Below are 15,428 nucleotides of genomic sequence, written 5' to 3' on the forward strand. Positions count from 1 at the left end.
GCTCCTTTATTTAGGGGGCCGTACATCGGCCCTGAACAACCGTGCTCGATCCGCAATGTGATCAAAAAGTTTTTACGGACGGGCTTTTGTCTCTTATTATGTTACATTGTATCAATAACTTCTTTAGAGTTTTATTATATCCCACATTAAATGGGCTGTAAATCTTCATTTTGCCCGTCCCGGAAAGGTTGCTCCCTTATCTGATCCCCGCTTCCGAATGCAAAATCCCGCCATCGCGACTTATTGGATGACGGGATATTTATGGTTAAACCTGCTTCTTACAAATTGCCTTCACTGACCCATGTCCCGGGCGTCCCAGCCGCGACACACCGCCAGCCTTTTGGCGAGCCCGCCGCAGGCGACAAGTTCGTCAGGCTGTCTCCGGCCCGCCAATACCCGGTCGCCGGCACATCCTCGGCGAAGCCCTGATACAAGCCGCCGACATACCGGCCTTGAATCGTCCCCGGGGCGGTAAGCGTCGTGCCGTTTGCGCTCGTATTTCCTGTCATGCAAATCTTCCCGAGCTGCGAAGCGGCCGCGGATTGAGGCCCGATCGCGATCGACGGCAGCGTGCTCCCGCCGAAATGATTGCCGCTGATCGTTACGTTCGACAGCTCCGTGCCGCCGACGATGTTCCGGTGCACAATCGGAAGACCCACCGGCTCAAAGTCGCAGCCGACGATCGATACGTTGTCGCCGTTCGTGCCCAGATGGATGTTGGCCATCAACGTGCCGTCCTGCTTCTGCCCGCCGCTTTGAAACCGCGACCGGCTGATCCGGATCGCATCCGCGCGTGACCCGGACAATAAGAGATCGTATTTGCCGTTCCGCTCAAAATCAGCCTCGATAAGCGCCCCGTTCACATCGGACAGCATCACGCCCTGCTCCCACTTGGAGAAGGAACCTTTAATCTTCAAGCCGGAGCAGATCACTTGTATAACGGCTGCCGCCCCGGCGTTTTCCGTGACTTCGGACCGTTCGATCGGGACATGGTTCGTCCCGGTCGCGGAGAGCGGCGTCGTCTTGGCGATCACAACCGACTTGCCGTTCGTCAGCCGGATTCGCTGGCCGCTCGGCACAGTAAGCGCGGTGCTGACAGCCGACAGCGTGATCGAGGTCGCCCCCGGCGCAAGCGCTGCCGCAACCGTTGCGGGGAGCGATCTGCCCGCCGCCGTCAAACCGGTTTTGCCTCCCGATTGCGCTGCCGGCGTGCCGGTCGTCCGGGCGTCGACCGTACAGTTCAACGAACCGAAGATGCGGCTGCCCTCCGCGGTCGCTCCGGTGAAAGCGATCGCGCAATCGTTGCAGTATTCGACGAGCGCCAAATATTCATTCACCGCCTCGAACCCGGAGACAGTGACGTCTTCCACCGTGATCCCCGCCGAATAATAAAGGAGGAACAGCGGGCTTCCGCTGTAAGCTTTACCCGGCGAAAGCACGTAACGGACCCCGGAGATCCGGATATCCGAGATCGAATCGAGCGTATACGTCGGAGCGGCCGGCGTCCGGATCGTAGCCGACGATCCTTGGATAAAGATCGGAGCGGAAGCTTTATTGGAAGCCCGTACCGGCGGGTCCGCAATTTCGAGGTCGCGGATCACGATCCCGGTCTGTACTTTGTTTTTCTGGTCGTTCAGAGCAACTTGAGCGTAGACGTCTCCGGGCAGTATGCGAAGCGGACAGCTCCAGCCGTCGGAGACGACGTTTTCGACCGTAATATCATATACAGCCGATAAAATAATGCCGTAATTGCCCGTCTTGCCGTCGCGAGGCAAGAACCGGATATTGCGGATCACTCCGTCATGAGGATGGCAGGAGTAGGTGACGAACTGGTTATGAGCGTCCGTGCCGCCCACATCTCCGCCCCAATGCACGATAATTCCCGCGTCGAACGGCCCGTAGAAGCTAATATCCTCCAGTATAAAATCGCTGACATAGCCCAGCACCTCGACCGCTTGCGCGACCCGGCCGGCATTGCCGCAGATCACCTTCGCACCCTGCACCCGGATATGGGAGTAAGTCTCTTCCGGGACGGCTTCATAATCGCCGATGCGAAATACGTTGCCGAAATTGCCGTCAGGCGGCGGCGCCGAATTCGTGACTTCGAAGGTGGCGTTATACAGCCGCACATTAGACCGCAGCAGCAGCCCGTTGTCGCGCGCTCCCAGCTCGAACACCAAGGTGGCTCCGTCATCGAATGCCAACGTGCAGTTTTCGACGACGAGATTTTTTGCTTTCCAGCGGCCTTTCGGAATCCGGACGGCTCCGATCATGCCGCTCTTGGCATCGTCGATCGCATTCTGAATCGCCGCGGATACATCCTGCGTTCCGCCCGGGACCGCACCATAATCCGTAATCACAAGATCTGCCGCACCCGCGCCATATACGGCGTTCGCATTTGTTCCCATCATTCCTCCTGCGGCGAAAGCCGCTCCCGCCATGCCGAGCGAAGACAGCATCGCTCTTCTCGTCATCCCTGCTTCGCTCATCGAGAATCGTTCCTTTCCCGCCGGAATACGTTCCGCACCGCTTCCAAATACGCCATCCCGTTCACCGTATCCGGCTCAAGATAGCTGCCTTCCGTCCATTCGTTCCAGGCGTTGATCGTCAGAATCGACTCTCCCGGCCCGCTCCGGTTCGCGAGAAATGCCTTGGCCTCCCGCAGCGCCCGCTCGAACCGCTCCGGCGTATTGTCCGCGAGCATCGCCATGTACGGGTAGCCAAGCGGGTCGAACCGGTCGGACTGGATCGTCCGCGGCGACGAATCCCAGCCCATCGTTACGTTCGGGTAATACGGCAGCCGGTATTGCCGGCTAAGCGTCTCCATCGTACCTTTCGCTTTCTCGCGAATCTCGTCGTAAGGCGTCTCGGGAAACTTCTCCAGCTTGTGATGATGAATCCAGACGTAGGAAGCGACCGAATCGAAGCCGAGCAGCTCGAGCATTTCATTCGCGTTCGTCACTTCTTTCTCACCGGGCAAAATCTGCACGCCCCAGACGACGGCATTCAGGTGCAGCTCGCCAAGCCCCGCCTCCCGCACCATGCCGCGGAACTGTTCCAGCGCCTCCCGCATCTGCCCGATCGAGCCGAAACCGGCCACCAGACTCATCAGCTCGTAGATCGACATATACAGCTTGCCGTCCACCCTGAGGTACGACGGATGAGCGAAATACGTCCGGATCATATGCTCGCACGCCTCACGGAACGCCTTTCTCGATACCGCGCCGGGAGCGAGCGTTTTGTAGGGACGGCTTCTCGTCGCGGGATGAATGTCCAGCCAGTCGTGATTCGCCCACATGAGAGCGAACTGCATCCGGTCGTTGTTCGGCGCGTTCAGAAATCCCCGCTCCAGCGCCCCTTGCAGGTATGGTCCGTCTTCGTACCAATACCAGTCGAAAATAAACGCATCGATTCCGTGGCTTGCGGCTGCATCGATTTTTTTGCCCATAACGAGCGGATCGGACTCGTCCTCATACCCCCAGAGCGGCACCTTCGGCTGGTTGTGGCCTTCAAACCGCGGGGTCGCCCGGCGGACCAGCTCCCATTCGGTCCAGCCTTTCCCATGCCACTGGTCGTTTCTCGGATCGGGATGGTAGTTCGGAAAATAATAAGCCGCTACTTGGATATTGCTGCTTGGATTCATCAGATTCGTCCGCCTTTCTGCCGCTCTCACGGAACGACTTCGTACAATTGGATTTCATTCAAGCCGGCCCAGCCCGACGAGGCGGTTACCGTCACTTTCACATACCGGATCGACAGCGGGGAATCGAAATAACGGTAATCGACTTGGTTCATACTCGCATTCGTATACGTCTGTACCGTAACCCAGTTGACGCCGTCCGCCGAAACGTTTACGTCCGCCGTCTCCGCGTAGCCCACCTTAAGCAGCACACCGAGAGCGACGATCGTATGATTACCCTGCAGATCGATCTGGTACGTCGAGGGCGAACCGGCTGTAGCCGCCGCATTTTTGAAAGCGGCGCTGCCGTACGCGATGCTGCCGTCCAGCGCTCCTTTCGGGCCGGTTGCCGGATTGTTCGGGTCCAGGTATTGCTTATCCGTCGTCACGGTAATCGCCGACGCCGCGTACAGCCCTGCGAGGTCCATCTTCGTGCCGAAATCGCCTTCCCAATCGCTTAGCTTGGAATACGTGCCGCCAAGCATCTGCTTCTGAGCGTCGTAATAGACGGTAAACAACGTTCCCCCGTCCAACAGTACGGTGGATGAATAGCCCATATCGGACGTTTGCCGATTCGCGTATAACAGCCGGCTTTCCGCGGTATTCCAAGGGTCGCTGATGTCGCCGATCTTCACGAGAACCGGGCGGCCGCCGGACGGATGCTGGAATTCGCTCCACGCCTGGAAGATGCGATCAGTTCCGGGAATGCGGAACAGCTCAGGAGCGTGGATTTTGGCGTCCAGCTTGACGGGAGTATCCCAGGTTACCCCGTAATCGTAAGAATTCACTTCATATCCCATGTTATCCGGAGACGTTACCCGAATAAGCCCGCGGATATGTCCGTTCTCCAGCTCGGCGACAGCCTGTTCCACCATATGGATGCCATACGAGTATCCCATGACGGTCTCCGTCGAAGAAAGCCATGTCGCTCCCTGATCGGCGCTCCGTACGACGGTAGATTGCTGATGGCCCGGACCGGGAGAAGGGCCGTATAGCGGGATTAACAAATCGCCGTTCGACAGCTCGATGATTTTGGAAGATGTGGCCGCCCACGGCATATTCGTACCGACGGTCACCGGACTGCCCCATGTCGTTCCGTTGTCCGTACTCCGGATTACCCGGACGTCGATCACGCCCCCGCTGTACGTAAACCACGATACGAGCAGCGTTCCGTCCGACAAGGCGGTTATCGACGGGTCCCGGTCGTCGTAGGCCGTGTCGATGACGGTAGCCGCCGTTCCCCAAGTCGCTCCGTCGTCCGTACTTCGCTTCATCCTGATTTGACCGTTGCCGCCGGCATGACTCTCCGACCAATAATATACGACAAGCAAATCGCCGTTCCCCGCCTTGACGATATCGGGAAAATACGGCTTATAGCTGCCTGACGCCCCCGCAACGACTACGTCGGGGATCGTCGTATGCCGCACCTCCGCGAATGCCTTGCCGGCGGGAAAGAGCAGTAAAGCAAACAACCATAACGAAACCACAAAAGCGACGAATGATGTCCGGTGATGAAAGGGTAGCTTCATTTCCGATTCCTCCCGTTTCTTTTCGTTTCCTCTTCGTTTCTTTCTCCACTCTTTCCCGTCGCCGGCTTCCCACGAACGGGGCCGGACTAATCGATCTCGCAGACCGTCCCCGCGATATACCGGTGCCGCTCCCCCGGCACCGAATAGTAGTACATGACGAGCACCCGCCCGTCCTCCAGTTGAACGGCGCTCGTATAACCGATATCCGAGCCGTGTCCGTCCTCACGCAGCACGACTTCCTCCGCCGTGTCCAGATTGTCGCATTCCGGATTCAGAAGTACGGCGCGAATGCCGAAGGGCCGGAACCGGTAGCCGTACGACATCAGCACCCGGCCGTCGGCAAGAGGAAGTACATGGAACGGGCTCGGTGAATAAATCGGACGGCGGACCGGATGGCTCCAGGTCCGTCCTCCGTCAGCCGATTCGCTCGTCACGAGCGGGTAAGCCGCTTGGCCGTCTCCCGGCTCCGGCTTGCTCTTATGGCAGCGGCTGAACAGCACCAGCTTGCCCGCAGGCGTCCGGTACAAGTTCGGCTCGAAGAAACCGTAGCCTTCCTCAGGGAATATCTCCGCGTGGACCGACCATGTAGCGCCCCGGTCGTCCGTCCGGCCGACGACAACGCGCCAGACGCCGTCCGCCGGGCCGTAGAACGGAGCCAATACGGCTCCGTCCTCCGTCTCGACGCAGTTGCCCCGGATATAGACACCGGGTATCGCCACGTCTGCCGGACGATCCCACGTCTGTCCGCCGTCCACGGAACGCACCGTGTAGGCTCCCGCCGGTTTGGCCATCCACTTGTCAAACACCCGGTGCGTATAGTCGGAACGGTCCTTCACCTCTTCCCGGTCCGCCACCTTCCACATGAATAACGTGGCGAATACGGTGCCGTCGCCAAGAACATTCAGGCACGGGTCCTGCACCCCGCAGAAAAAATCGTCGTACAGGACGGAAGATCTCTCGTCCCAGACGATGCCGTCCCGGGAAGTGACGAATGCGGCTTTGGATGACGGGTCGATATGCTCGAGCCCGTACGTGCCGAGTCGGTCAGGAGCCTGCCGAAAGGCGGCGACATATTGCCCTTTCTGGTTTCGGACGACACTCGGGAACGTGTTGTACTGCTCGTCGTTGTACACGATAATATTCCGGACAGGTTTGATCAACAATTGACATGCTCCTCTCGTGCTTGTTCTGCAACTCCGCGGCGGCGGTGCTCCTTGCTTCTCTCTTGTCCTTGCTCATACCAGGTTTCATCCGCTCTATCCCACGCAGCATTAAACCGTAAACTAGTCGGATCGCGAGTTACTGGGTTTACTTTTACTTCGCCTTCTCCGCCTTGATCGCCGCATTCGTCCGTTCGGCCGCCTCGCGCAGCGCGGTATTGATATCTTTTTTTTGCAATACGTTGGCTTCCAGTACCGCCTGCAGTTGGTTGCGGGACAAGTTGTTGAACTTCGTAAACGCCGAAGCTTTCGCATATTTCGCGGGCAGCATCGCCTTAATATTTTTCCCTTTGTACATGGCCGTGTCCTGTCCAAACGAATTGCGCAGCAGTTCGCTTGCGAGCGCTGTCGGGAATTGACCCTGCTTCACCATCGGCAGCTGGTATTCCTCCGATGCGAGATAAGCGATCACCTCAAACGTGGCGTCCTTATGCTTGTTCGTGGTCGTGATATAGAAGGAAATCGGATAAGGCTGCGGACCGGTGCCGGGCAGCTCCTTAAACTCGGGGAACGCCGCCATATCCCAGTTCATCCCTTCCAGCTCGGCACCTGTCAGAAGCGTACTGACCGGCATCCACATGGCCAGTGACTTCTCCTTCGTAAACAAAACGCGCTGATGAGCCGCTCCCATCTTCTGCGCGTTCGGCTCTACGCCGTCCAGTTCGTAAAACCGGGAGATGTTCGCCACCATCTTGTTCCATCTTTCATCCGCGAAAGAAGTTTCCTCCCTCGCCGGATCGACGAGATCGAGCGAAAACTGGTTGCGCACCATCAGATGCTGGAAGGAGACCATGAATCCGTAATACTGCTGCGCCCCGTCCTTGCGGGTCAGCTTTTTCGCCAGCTCGTACAAATCGTCCCATGTCATGTTGTCCTTCGGGTACGGTACGCCGAATTTATCGAACAGATCTTTGTTGTAGTATATCGGCGACGGGGACATCAAGGTAGGCAGCGCATACATGCCGCCTTTGGACGTTTCCTTCATCATGTCTACGGACACTGGATCGATCTTTTTCAGGTCGTATTTGTATTTCTCGATCAGCGGCGTAATGTCGGATTGCATGCTGTATTTGTTGACTACGTCGTTAAACATGCCGCTGGAAGCGAAGATGACATCGGGCGGCTGGCCCGCCGAGATTAAATCCTGGACTTGCGTCAGCTTCGTAAACGGCGAGAACTTCGGCGTAATATGCGGAAACTTTTTCTTGATCGGCTCGCCGATTTCCTTCATAAATCGTTCTTCGCTATAATCCGATACCCCGTCGTAAAAGACGAGCTCGATCGGCTCCTTGTTTACCGCCGTTTCCTGTTTCGTCTCGGGCGCCGCTTCTCCGGCTTGCCCGCCCTGCTTGCCTCCGTCCGAGCATGCCGCCCCGAGCAGCAGCAATCCGGACAAAGGAATCAGCACATACTTGTTTCGTTTATTCATCGACCTCTCCCTTTCATGTGTGCAAAGTGTGGTGTTCGACGTACATTCCATTATTTTGCTGTCGCTGCGCCTATATTTCCGCATACATTCGGAACCGCTTTCAATTCACTGAATCTATATTGCCATATTGCCGATATCCGTTACAATGAGGGGTAATAGAACTCTGAATTTTTCGGAAAAGGTGAACGATATTGCGCTTCCCTCATGAATCGCTGACTCCGCGGTCGTTTTATACCCGCTATTTGACCCCGATGTCCGACAGCCTCCGCCTGCTCGCCATCGGCTGGGAATACGTCAACTCCTCCTCGTACCGGTGGGACGGCTTGAAGCGGCAGGCCGAAGACGGGGCCATCTTCCAATTTACGTTGTCCGGGCAAGGAATTATCCGGTACCGGAACCGAGAATACTTCGTGCCGAAAGATTGCGGGTTTTTGTGTACCGTGCCGGGCGATCATATCTATTATTTCGACGAAAACGACGGAGATTGGGAGTTTATGTTTATCGCCGTACAAGGAGGAGATGCGCTCCGGCACTGGAATTCGCTTATTCAGTGGTTCGGCCCCGTCATCTCGTTCCAGGACCAGTTGGAGCCCCTTCTATGCGTCAGCAGGCTGTACGCCCATATCTACGATAAGGACCTGCAGTTCGACAAGTTCGCCATCTCCGCCGAGCTGTACCGGTTCGTGATGGAGATGCAGCGGATGGCCGAAGGGCGCCATATCGTACTGCCGGGGCATACGCCCGAACCGATCCGGCGGGTGATCCAGCTGATGCAGTCCCAATACGCCCTGCCGCTGTCGCTGGATGAGCTGGCCTCTTGCGCAGGGATGTCCCGATACCATTTCAGCCGGACGTTTCATGCGAAAACCGGGCTGCAGCCGATGGTGTATTTGCGCAAAATCCGCATCGAGAAAGCTTCGGCGCTGCTTACTCAAACCGGCAAAACAGTGGAAGCGATCGCCCGCGAAACCGGCTTCGAGAGCAGCAATTACTTCATCCGCATCTTCAAACAGTTGGTCGGGATGACGCCTAACGAGTACCGCCAAAGCTGCAGCTCTTTATCGGCGCACACACTGCGGATCGAGAAGTGATGGGGTGCTAGCGCTCTATAGCTGCAGCGGCAACCGGTCCATACTTGATCCGCACGGTCACTTCCCGTCCCGGCTCCCCATCCGCCGCCGGACAGATGATCGTGTACAGACCGGACATGTCCTCGTCCTCCTCGATCACCACAGGCTTTTCGTTTACGAAAGCGGCAGCCGGTTTCCTCTCCGAGACGAACGCAAACGTCCCTCCGTCCTTCAGCCGGACGGTCGCGGCTTGCTCGTCGTACTCGGTGCCAAGCATAGCGCCGGAAGATACCAGCTTGTCGGTTAAGCCGATGGCGGTGAACTCACCCGTCACCGGGACGATCACATACAGCTCGGCCTCAAGCGGCAACAGCCGGACCGGAATCGACTCGCCCGCTTGCAGGCGGTACGCTTTTTTCCGGAACGAATCGAACGCAATATACGACGACGACGATCCTTCCAGCAGCGGGATATCTCCCGGCCCAACGCGGCCTTCGACGGCGCACCGGCCGTTGTAGACGTGAAAAGCGGCCACGATCCCGGCTCCCCCGGCCGTATTCCATACTTTAAAAGCTTGCGGCGTCGCGAGCGGATCGACGGTCAGCCATTCCTCCGTCGGCTGGCCGATCCGGTCGCAGCGGATGATTTTGCCGTCCCCGTAAATAAGCGGACGAATGATATCCGGCACCGTCTGCCCCGGGCCGTCACTAAAGTAGACCGGTCCGCCGCTTACGGCACGCAGCGTCATATGCGGGACCGCGTCGTGATGCCCCGTCCAGAACATATCCCAATCGCCCCAATAAAACGGGCCGTGGTACACCGAGTTGTACACGTTTTGCAGCGCATGCTCCCCGAACCCGTCGGCGATTTTCGGCAAAAAGTCGTTACTGCTGCGCGAGACGGACGACAACGGACGATGCCATACGTTCTCGGAAGCCATCCCCATGCAGTTGATGACACAGCCTCCGAAATGAAGGGCGGCCGACGCTTCCAGTCCGGTATGAACGGCATGAGCGGTGGCCGCAATCGACCGTTCGCCGCCCATGTAGGCGTACAGCGAGCTTTGATTGTCCACCTTGACGAAATCGATCCCTTGCCGCTTGAGCTGCGAGTGCCACATATTCCAGAAACCGAAATTCAGAGCCGCCTCCGGATGAGGAATCCATCGGCCGCTGCGCGTCCGGTGCACAAACGTTCTTGCTTCCGCATGCGCTTCACCCTCCGGATCGATGCCGCCCCAGTAGCCGGCGATATTGTGCCAAGCTCCGACCCAGCGGATGCCATGGTCCCGCTTCAGCCGGCTTACCGTGCGGGCGAGACCGCCGGGAAATTTTCGTTTATCCGCCCCGAATGCAGCCAGCTTCCGCTCCTTCACCTCCGACCAGCCGTCGTCGATCATAAACCAGCGGACCGGCAGGCCGAGCCGGCGAAGCTCCGCTGCTTTTTCCATCAGCCCTTTTTCGTCCACATCGGCATAAAAGGCGTCCCAGCTGCACCAGCCGACATATTCCAAGATGTCCGGATAGGCTTTGCGCGTTCGCGGACTTCCGCCCTTGTTGCGCACGGCAAACCCTTCGTCCGCGGCGGCGGAGGCCAGCCGGAACGGATCGGTATCCGCTCCGAGTACGAGAGCGGCCGTACGGATCGTCTCGTGCCCGGCCTCGCCGGAGGAGACAAGCACGGTCAGCCCGCCTTCGGAGCCGGCCAGATCGGTCCGGTACAGCTCGTCGCACAGCGGCAGCATATACCCGTAACCTGCGCCGGTTTTCCACAGCAGCGATTGCGTGCGGGGCGGCAGCAGACGCAGGTCCGGATCGAAGTGAGGACGCGTCCACCATTCCTTATGCCTCGCGGCGGCAAGCAGCCCTTGCAGGCCCGACAGCTCCCGGAACGCAAGACGGATGCCTCCTTCGGCCGCGAATGTCCGCTGGGCGTGATAGGCCGTCTGATTGCGGATCGACGCTTCCACATGCACCGCCAGAAAGGCCCCGCGCTGCCGCAGAACGAGCCGGGCGGCAATCGCTCCGTCCGCGCTGCCGAACGCGAGCCGGTATTCGCCGGAGTCCGGCCGGGCGGCGCCGGTTCCATCGCCACGGCCAGTTGCGTCCGCGATTGTGCGGGTTTCTGCACAGTCGCCGGCCGTGTCTGCGCTTACGCGGGCTTCTTCGTCGCAATCAGCCGTGTCTACGCTTGCGCGGGCTTCTGCGCCGGCGTCTTCGTTCTCATTCGTCCGGCACAGCTGCACGTCCGTCAGCGTCAGCACAACCGCCGGCTCCCCTGCGACCATCGCCTGAACGGACAGTCCGCGCAGTGCGATATCCGGCACACCCTCAAATTGAAGCGACGATGTTTGTTGATCGAACAAAAACATGAATGTGTGACTCTCCCTCGTTTTTTTCACCTGGATACCAAACCGTGTTTTCTGCAATTGCAGCTTACCTGTCGACACTTTTAACGATAGACGCTGCAGCGCCTTCCGACAATAGCACGATGTTTTGATCGGATGGAACTATTTTGCGCATCATGAGACTGACATACCGGCGATCCCGTCATCTTCGCTGGATATCGGCCGGCAGTCAGGCGCAATTTAATGCTAAGCTTCTTGCTGACTCTTGAATGAGATAAGAGTCTTTGGCACCCGCTATTGTCGGCCTATCTAGAAATCTGTAGCGAATAAAGGCGGTTTGTACCAATTATTTCAACCAATTGGTGGGGGAAGCGTCGGTTTCGCGGATATAAGAGTTGCAAACCGCTCTTATTTCTCCGACGAAGCTGGTTATGGAGCAAATAGAGGGTACAAACCGCTCCTATCTACCCATCCGAGCTGGTTGGGACCTGGTAACCGATGCCATCCGTGTACAAGTTGCTGCTCATATTCGGCTCTATCTACCAATCTATCTTCGTATCTATCTACCAATCTATCCGTCCATCCTCCCCATGAGCCGGGAATGCACAAATGCAAAAAGGCCCGCCGCGTAATCGGCTGACCCCACGATCTAAAAGTGAAACTGCAAACTATCGACCAAACACCTTACTTTCCGTACAGCGCTCAATCACCCGGCGCGTGGAAACCGGTCAAACACGGCTGTCCAAGCTCGGTCACCGAGCGGCACAAATAAGGTCTCCTCGGTCCCTGCGCTGCCCCCAGCCTGCCCCGCTCCGGCGGCAATGCCGCTCCCCTTACTCAGGACAAAGCAACGATCGCGCCGCTGCCGTCTTTGAACTTCAGCTTCGAATCGGCCGTATCGATAAAGATCGACCCGTTCGGAATGGCCACCGCCGCACTCGGGATCAGCGATATATATTCGCCGTTCACCGCTTTGGCGTTCACGTAACCGTTCTGCAGCGTTTCCTTGCCCGCACGGTCCCCAACGGACAAAGCGCCTTGCCAGGACGCGCGCATGAGCGGTTTCATCGCCCCGTTCGACAGCGCATTGAACAATAGATCGGCTTTCTCCGCACCCGCCGACGAGCTTTGCTGCATCGCCACCATTTCGGCATACAGCGTTTTCTGGGCGGACGCGTTATGCGTATACAGCTTCATCCCGAACGTATCGGCCGCGGCGCTGCGCTTGTACGTTTCCGCATATTTCGGTATGCCCGGCTCGATGACGTCGGTCGTGTCCGGAGCCGTATTAACGATAAAGTCGCCCGACTGGTTGAAGCCGTAATTATCGATCAGCCGGGAATTCGCCGACCCATTATAAATGCCGTGCTTGTGCGCCGCTCCGTTCGGTACGGTCGTGCGGATCATGTTGCCGGACACCAGATTTTGCGCGCCCGCCCCGATCGAGATGCCGCTGTACAAGGAGCCGTCGATGTCCGCCCGCTTGTTGGGGGACATGATGTAGTTGTTCTGTACCATAGACTGGCCCAGGTTGGCGAAGCGGATGCCGTCTTTTTTGGGATACGTGATGACATTGCCGGCGATACAGCCGTTTTGCAGCAAAGCGCCTTCCGCCACGATGCCGTAATTCATCTGGGGAGTGGCGTCGCTGACCGGCTTGGTCCAATTCAAATTTTGCGAAGCCGCGATCAGGTTGTTGCAGATCTCGTAGCTTTGCTGGTAAGCGATCGTGCCGCCTTCGGAATGGACGATGCGGATGCCGTCGCCGAAGCAGCCGTATATCTGATTGTCGTTGATTACGCTGCTGTCGACCGGCCCCTGATAAAAACCTTTGCCGAAATCGAACATGTTGCCGATCACCTGGTTGCCGAACGCCCGGATCGACGTAAACCGGATGCACCAGGATTCCGCCCCCGGGGCAAGCACGGACGCCCCTCCGCCCATCGAATGGAACCGGTTCTGGACGAACCGGTATCCCCGGCAGTGTGCGTTCGTGTATTGGTCGACGATAACGCCGTTCACGCTGTTCGAGAAGATATTGTAATTGAAAAAGACGTTGCGGCCGACGCAGCGGACGCAGTCGTTCAGCTTGAAAAACCCGCAAAACTGGATGTCCGCGTCCAGATTGGACAGCGTCTCGGTCCCCGAGCCGTCGGAACGGTCGATCAGGACGCCGTTTACGGTCGGTACGAACGGGTTTTGCCCGGGAACGCCGTCTCCGTCCAACTGGATGCCCTTCATGCATAACGAGTAATTCTTGACCCGGATCATCCAGATTCCCGGCACGGTGCAGAGAATACGCGGGGTGTACTCCGCCTTGAAGTCGGAGAACAGCGTCACCTCGGGATGATTCACGTTCAGCGTTGCGGTAATCCGGTACGACCCCTGCGGAAAATAAATATGGCTCCTCGCTCCGCCTGCATCGATCGCGCTCTGGATCGCCGGTCCGTCGTCGGCGACGCCGTCCCCCTTGGCCCCGAACCATTTGACGTTCAGCGGTCCGTCGAACAATCGCTTGAAGCGGGCGCCTGCGGACGAAACCAGCACCGTACCGCCATTGTCGGCGGAAGTCGTATCCCCCGGCACGTATACGAAAGGACCGGCGCGTTTGTCGTCGGTGACGAAGTACACGCGCCCCTCTTCCGGCACGATCGTGGAACGCAGCTCGCCAATCGTGACGGATAAGCAGCAGTCCAGTCCGTTCGGGCCTTGCGCTCCGCAGCCGTAGACTTGATTCGTGACCGTGGCTCCCGCCCCGAGCACCGTACTTGTTGTGCCGCCCACGACGCCTCCTACGGCCAGCGCCGCTCCCGCCAGCCCGAGCGAGGACAGCATCGCTCTCCTTGACAACCGTTTGGGCTGATCGGCAGCCCCGTGTTCTTCAATCGGCATTTCCATCGGTTCGCGTTGTTCCGTCATATCCGCAAGCCTCCCGTTTCATAAGATTTAGCGATCCCGGATTATATGTAGCAAAACCCCGTCGCCGTTGCTGGCTCTCCCGGTGTTGGGCCAGCCTTGCGACCCGTGCCGGGTCACTCCCCGCATTTGCAGTACGGACTTCGACTTCCGGTTAGTCCCCGTTATGCCCAACAATATCGACCAGCCTGCCCCAGATCGAGAACGGGTTCGGATTCGGAAACCCTTTGGAGAAATCGAAGTGCCAATTCGCTCCGTTGTCTCCTGTCAGCAAAAACTGCCGCTCTCCGGTCACGGCGATGCCGGTATAACCGGTCGTCGTGCCCTGGGAGGTCTCCGCGAACGAGGTCCAGCGCCTTCCGGTCCCGTCCGCCGACAGCAGCAGCCGTGTATTCGGCCTACCGTAGCTGAGCACGAGCATCCCGTCCGGGAGCATCCGAAGCGCCGGCAGTACGCTGTGCGTATGCTCCTCTTCCTGTCCCGGCAGCCGCTCCGGCACGCTCCAGGTCAGTCCGTCGTCCGCCGAGCGGGACTGGTACAGCGGCTTGTTGCTGCCGATCCGCATCACGCACAGCAGCGAGCCGTCCGACGTTCTCGCAACAGCCGGCTCGCAGTACCCTTCGGGCCCGACCTCCGGATCGTAGGCGATCGTAGACACGATGTTCCAATGAATGCCTCCGTCCGTCGACTGCGCCCATACGGTCCGGTACTTCGTATCGGCGGCGAAGTAACCGTACAGCGCAGCTCCAAGCATACCGCTCCCCATGTCCATCACCCATGTAAAAGCGAACCCGCCCCTGCCCGATCCGGCTACGATACATTTCATCGGCTCCGGGGCGACCAGCTTCCCGGCCGTCGTCGTCCACGTCTCCCCGCCGTCGGCGGACTGCACCCACCGGACCCGCTGCTCGTTCGAGATGTCCCCGCCGATCATCTCCGTGACGAACGACGGCCCTCCGATCGCTCCGCCGGCCAGCTGCACGAGCGAGATCGGAAACCACTCGTGGGACTGGTAGACCGGCCAGGTCCGCCCCAAATCGTCGGAGATCCGCACCCCCACCGACGGGGGGACATGGGCGTCGTCTTTCGTCTGGCTGTAAAACACGAACAGCCTCGTATGGCAGCGGCCTCCGTTGTCCACTTGAAACGAGGCCGCAGCGGGAAAGGCGCACATGCGGTCCCCTTCCGGCTTATCTACGATAAACGAATCGTTCATTTGAAATTCGTAAGCTGTCATA

Annotated in this window: 9 protein-coding genes; 1 reads left to right on the forward strand and 8 read right to left on the reverse strand. The window is 58.4% G+C overall.

Annotated elements, in window-relative coordinates:
• Positions 1 to 278: 278 nt before the first annotated feature.
• The 5 genes from AC3Y2E_RS04605 to AC3Y2E_RS04625 all read right to left on the reverse strand — a co-directional run bounded on the left by AC3Y2E_RS04605 (position 279) and on the right by AC3Y2E_RS04625 (position 7,857).
• The gene (locus AC3Y2E_RS04605; RefSeq protein WP_379207620.1) at positions 279 to 2,489 is read right to left on the reverse strand and encodes a hypothetical protein; all 2,211 of its coding nucleotides are present in this window, start codon (positions 2,487 to 2,489) and stop codon (positions 279 to 281) included.
• On the reverse strand, positions 2,486 to 3,643 hold the full coding sequence (locus tag AC3Y2E_RS04610; RefSeq protein WP_379207622.1) for a glycosyltransferase WbsX family protein: 1,158 nt from the start codon (positions 3,641 to 3,643) through the stop codon (positions 2,486 to 2,488). The genes AC3Y2E_RS04605 and AC3Y2E_RS04610 overlap by 4 nt, the downstream gene beginning before the upstream one ends.
• Before the next feature lie 26 nt (positions 3,644 to 3,669).
• Complete coding sequence (locus AC3Y2E_RS04615; RefSeq protein WP_379207624.1) at positions 3,670 to 5,208, reverse strand: discoidin domain-containing protein; 1,539 nt, start codon at positions 5,206 to 5,208, stop codon at positions 3,670 to 3,672.
• Between the two features lie 86 nt (positions 5,209 to 5,294).
• Complete coding sequence (locus AC3Y2E_RS04620; protein ID WP_379207626.1) at positions 5,295 to 6,371, reverse strand: sialidase family protein; 1,077 nt, start codon at positions 6,369 to 6,371, stop codon at positions 5,295 to 5,297.
• Positions 6,372 to 6,522: 151 nt separating this feature from the next.
• The gene (locus AC3Y2E_RS04625; RefSeq protein WP_379207629.1) at positions 6,523 to 7,857 is read right to left on the reverse strand and encodes an ABC transporter substrate-binding protein; all 1,335 of its coding nucleotides are present in this window, start codon (positions 7,855 to 7,857) and stop codon (positions 6,523 to 6,525) included.
• 191 nt (positions 7,858 to 8,048) lie between these two features.
• Between AC3Y2E_RS04625 and AC3Y2E_RS04630 the strand changes: the two genes are divergently transcribed.
• A complete protein-coding gene (locus AC3Y2E_RS04630) occupies positions 8,049 to 8,948 on the forward strand; it encodes a helix-turn-helix domain-containing protein (protein WP_379207632.1) in 900 nt (299 codons plus the stop codon).
• A gap of 7 nt (positions 8,949 to 8,955) precedes the next feature.
• Here AC3Y2E_RS04630 and AC3Y2E_RS04635 read toward each other — a convergent pair whose 3' ends face one another.
• The 3 genes from AC3Y2E_RS04635 to AC3Y2E_RS04645 form a co-directional block, all read right to left on the reverse strand.
• The gene (locus AC3Y2E_RS04635) at positions 8,956 to 11,298 is read right to left on the reverse strand and encodes a Sip1-related alpha-galactosidase (protein WP_379207635.1); all 2,343 of its coding nucleotides are present in this window, start codon (positions 11,296 to 11,298) and stop codon (positions 8,956 to 8,958) included.
• 813 nt (positions 11,299 to 12,111) lie between these two features.
• Positions 12,112 to 14,193 carry a putative phage tail protein gene (locus AC3Y2E_RS04640; RefSeq protein WP_379207638.1) on the reverse strand — a complete coding sequence of 694 codons (2,082 nt, stop codon included), beginning with the start codon at positions 14,191 to 14,193 and terminating at the stop codon, positions 12,112 to 12,114.
• Positions 14,194 to 14,344: 151 nt separating this feature from the next.
• Complete coding sequence (locus AC3Y2E_RS04645) at positions 14,345 to 15,427, reverse strand: sialidase family protein (RefSeq protein WP_379207640.1); 1,083 nt, start codon at positions 15,425 to 15,427, stop codon at positions 14,345 to 14,347.
• Between the last annotated feature and the right edge of the window lies 1 nt (position 15,428).

Source organism: Paenibacillus sp. MAH-35 (assembly GCF_058135425.1).

Bases quoted from the DNA above. Each gene is read 5' to 3' on its own strand.
- AC3Y2E_RS04640 (WP_379207638.1), bottom strand. From the start codon at position 14,193: ATGACGGAACAACGCGAACCGATGGAAATGCCGATTGAAGAACACGGG.
- AC3Y2E_RS04610 (WP_379207622.1), bottom strand. From the start codon at position 3,643: ATGAATCCAAGCAGCAATATCCAAGTAGCGGCTTATTATTTTCCGAAC.
- AC3Y2E_RS04605 (WP_379207620.1), bottom strand. From the start codon at position 2,489: ATGAGCGAAGCAGGGATGACGAGAAGAGCGATGCTGTCTTCGCTCGGC.
- AC3Y2E_RS04615 (WP_379207624.1), bottom strand. From the start codon at position 5,208: ATGAAGCTACCCTTTCATCACCGGACATCATTCGTCGCTTTTGTGGTT.
- AC3Y2E_RS04645 (WP_379207640.1), bottom strand. From the start codon at position 15,427: ATGACAGCTTACGAATTTCAAATGAACGATTCGTTTATCGTAGATAAG.
- AC3Y2E_RS04625 (WP_379207629.1), bottom strand. From the start codon at position 7,857: ATGAATAAACGAAACAAGTATGTGCTGATTCCTTTGTCCGGATTGCTG.
- AC3Y2E_RS04635 (WP_379207635.1), bottom strand. From the start codon at position 11,298: ATGTTTTTGTTCGATCAACAAACATCGTCGCTTCAATTTGAGGGTGTG.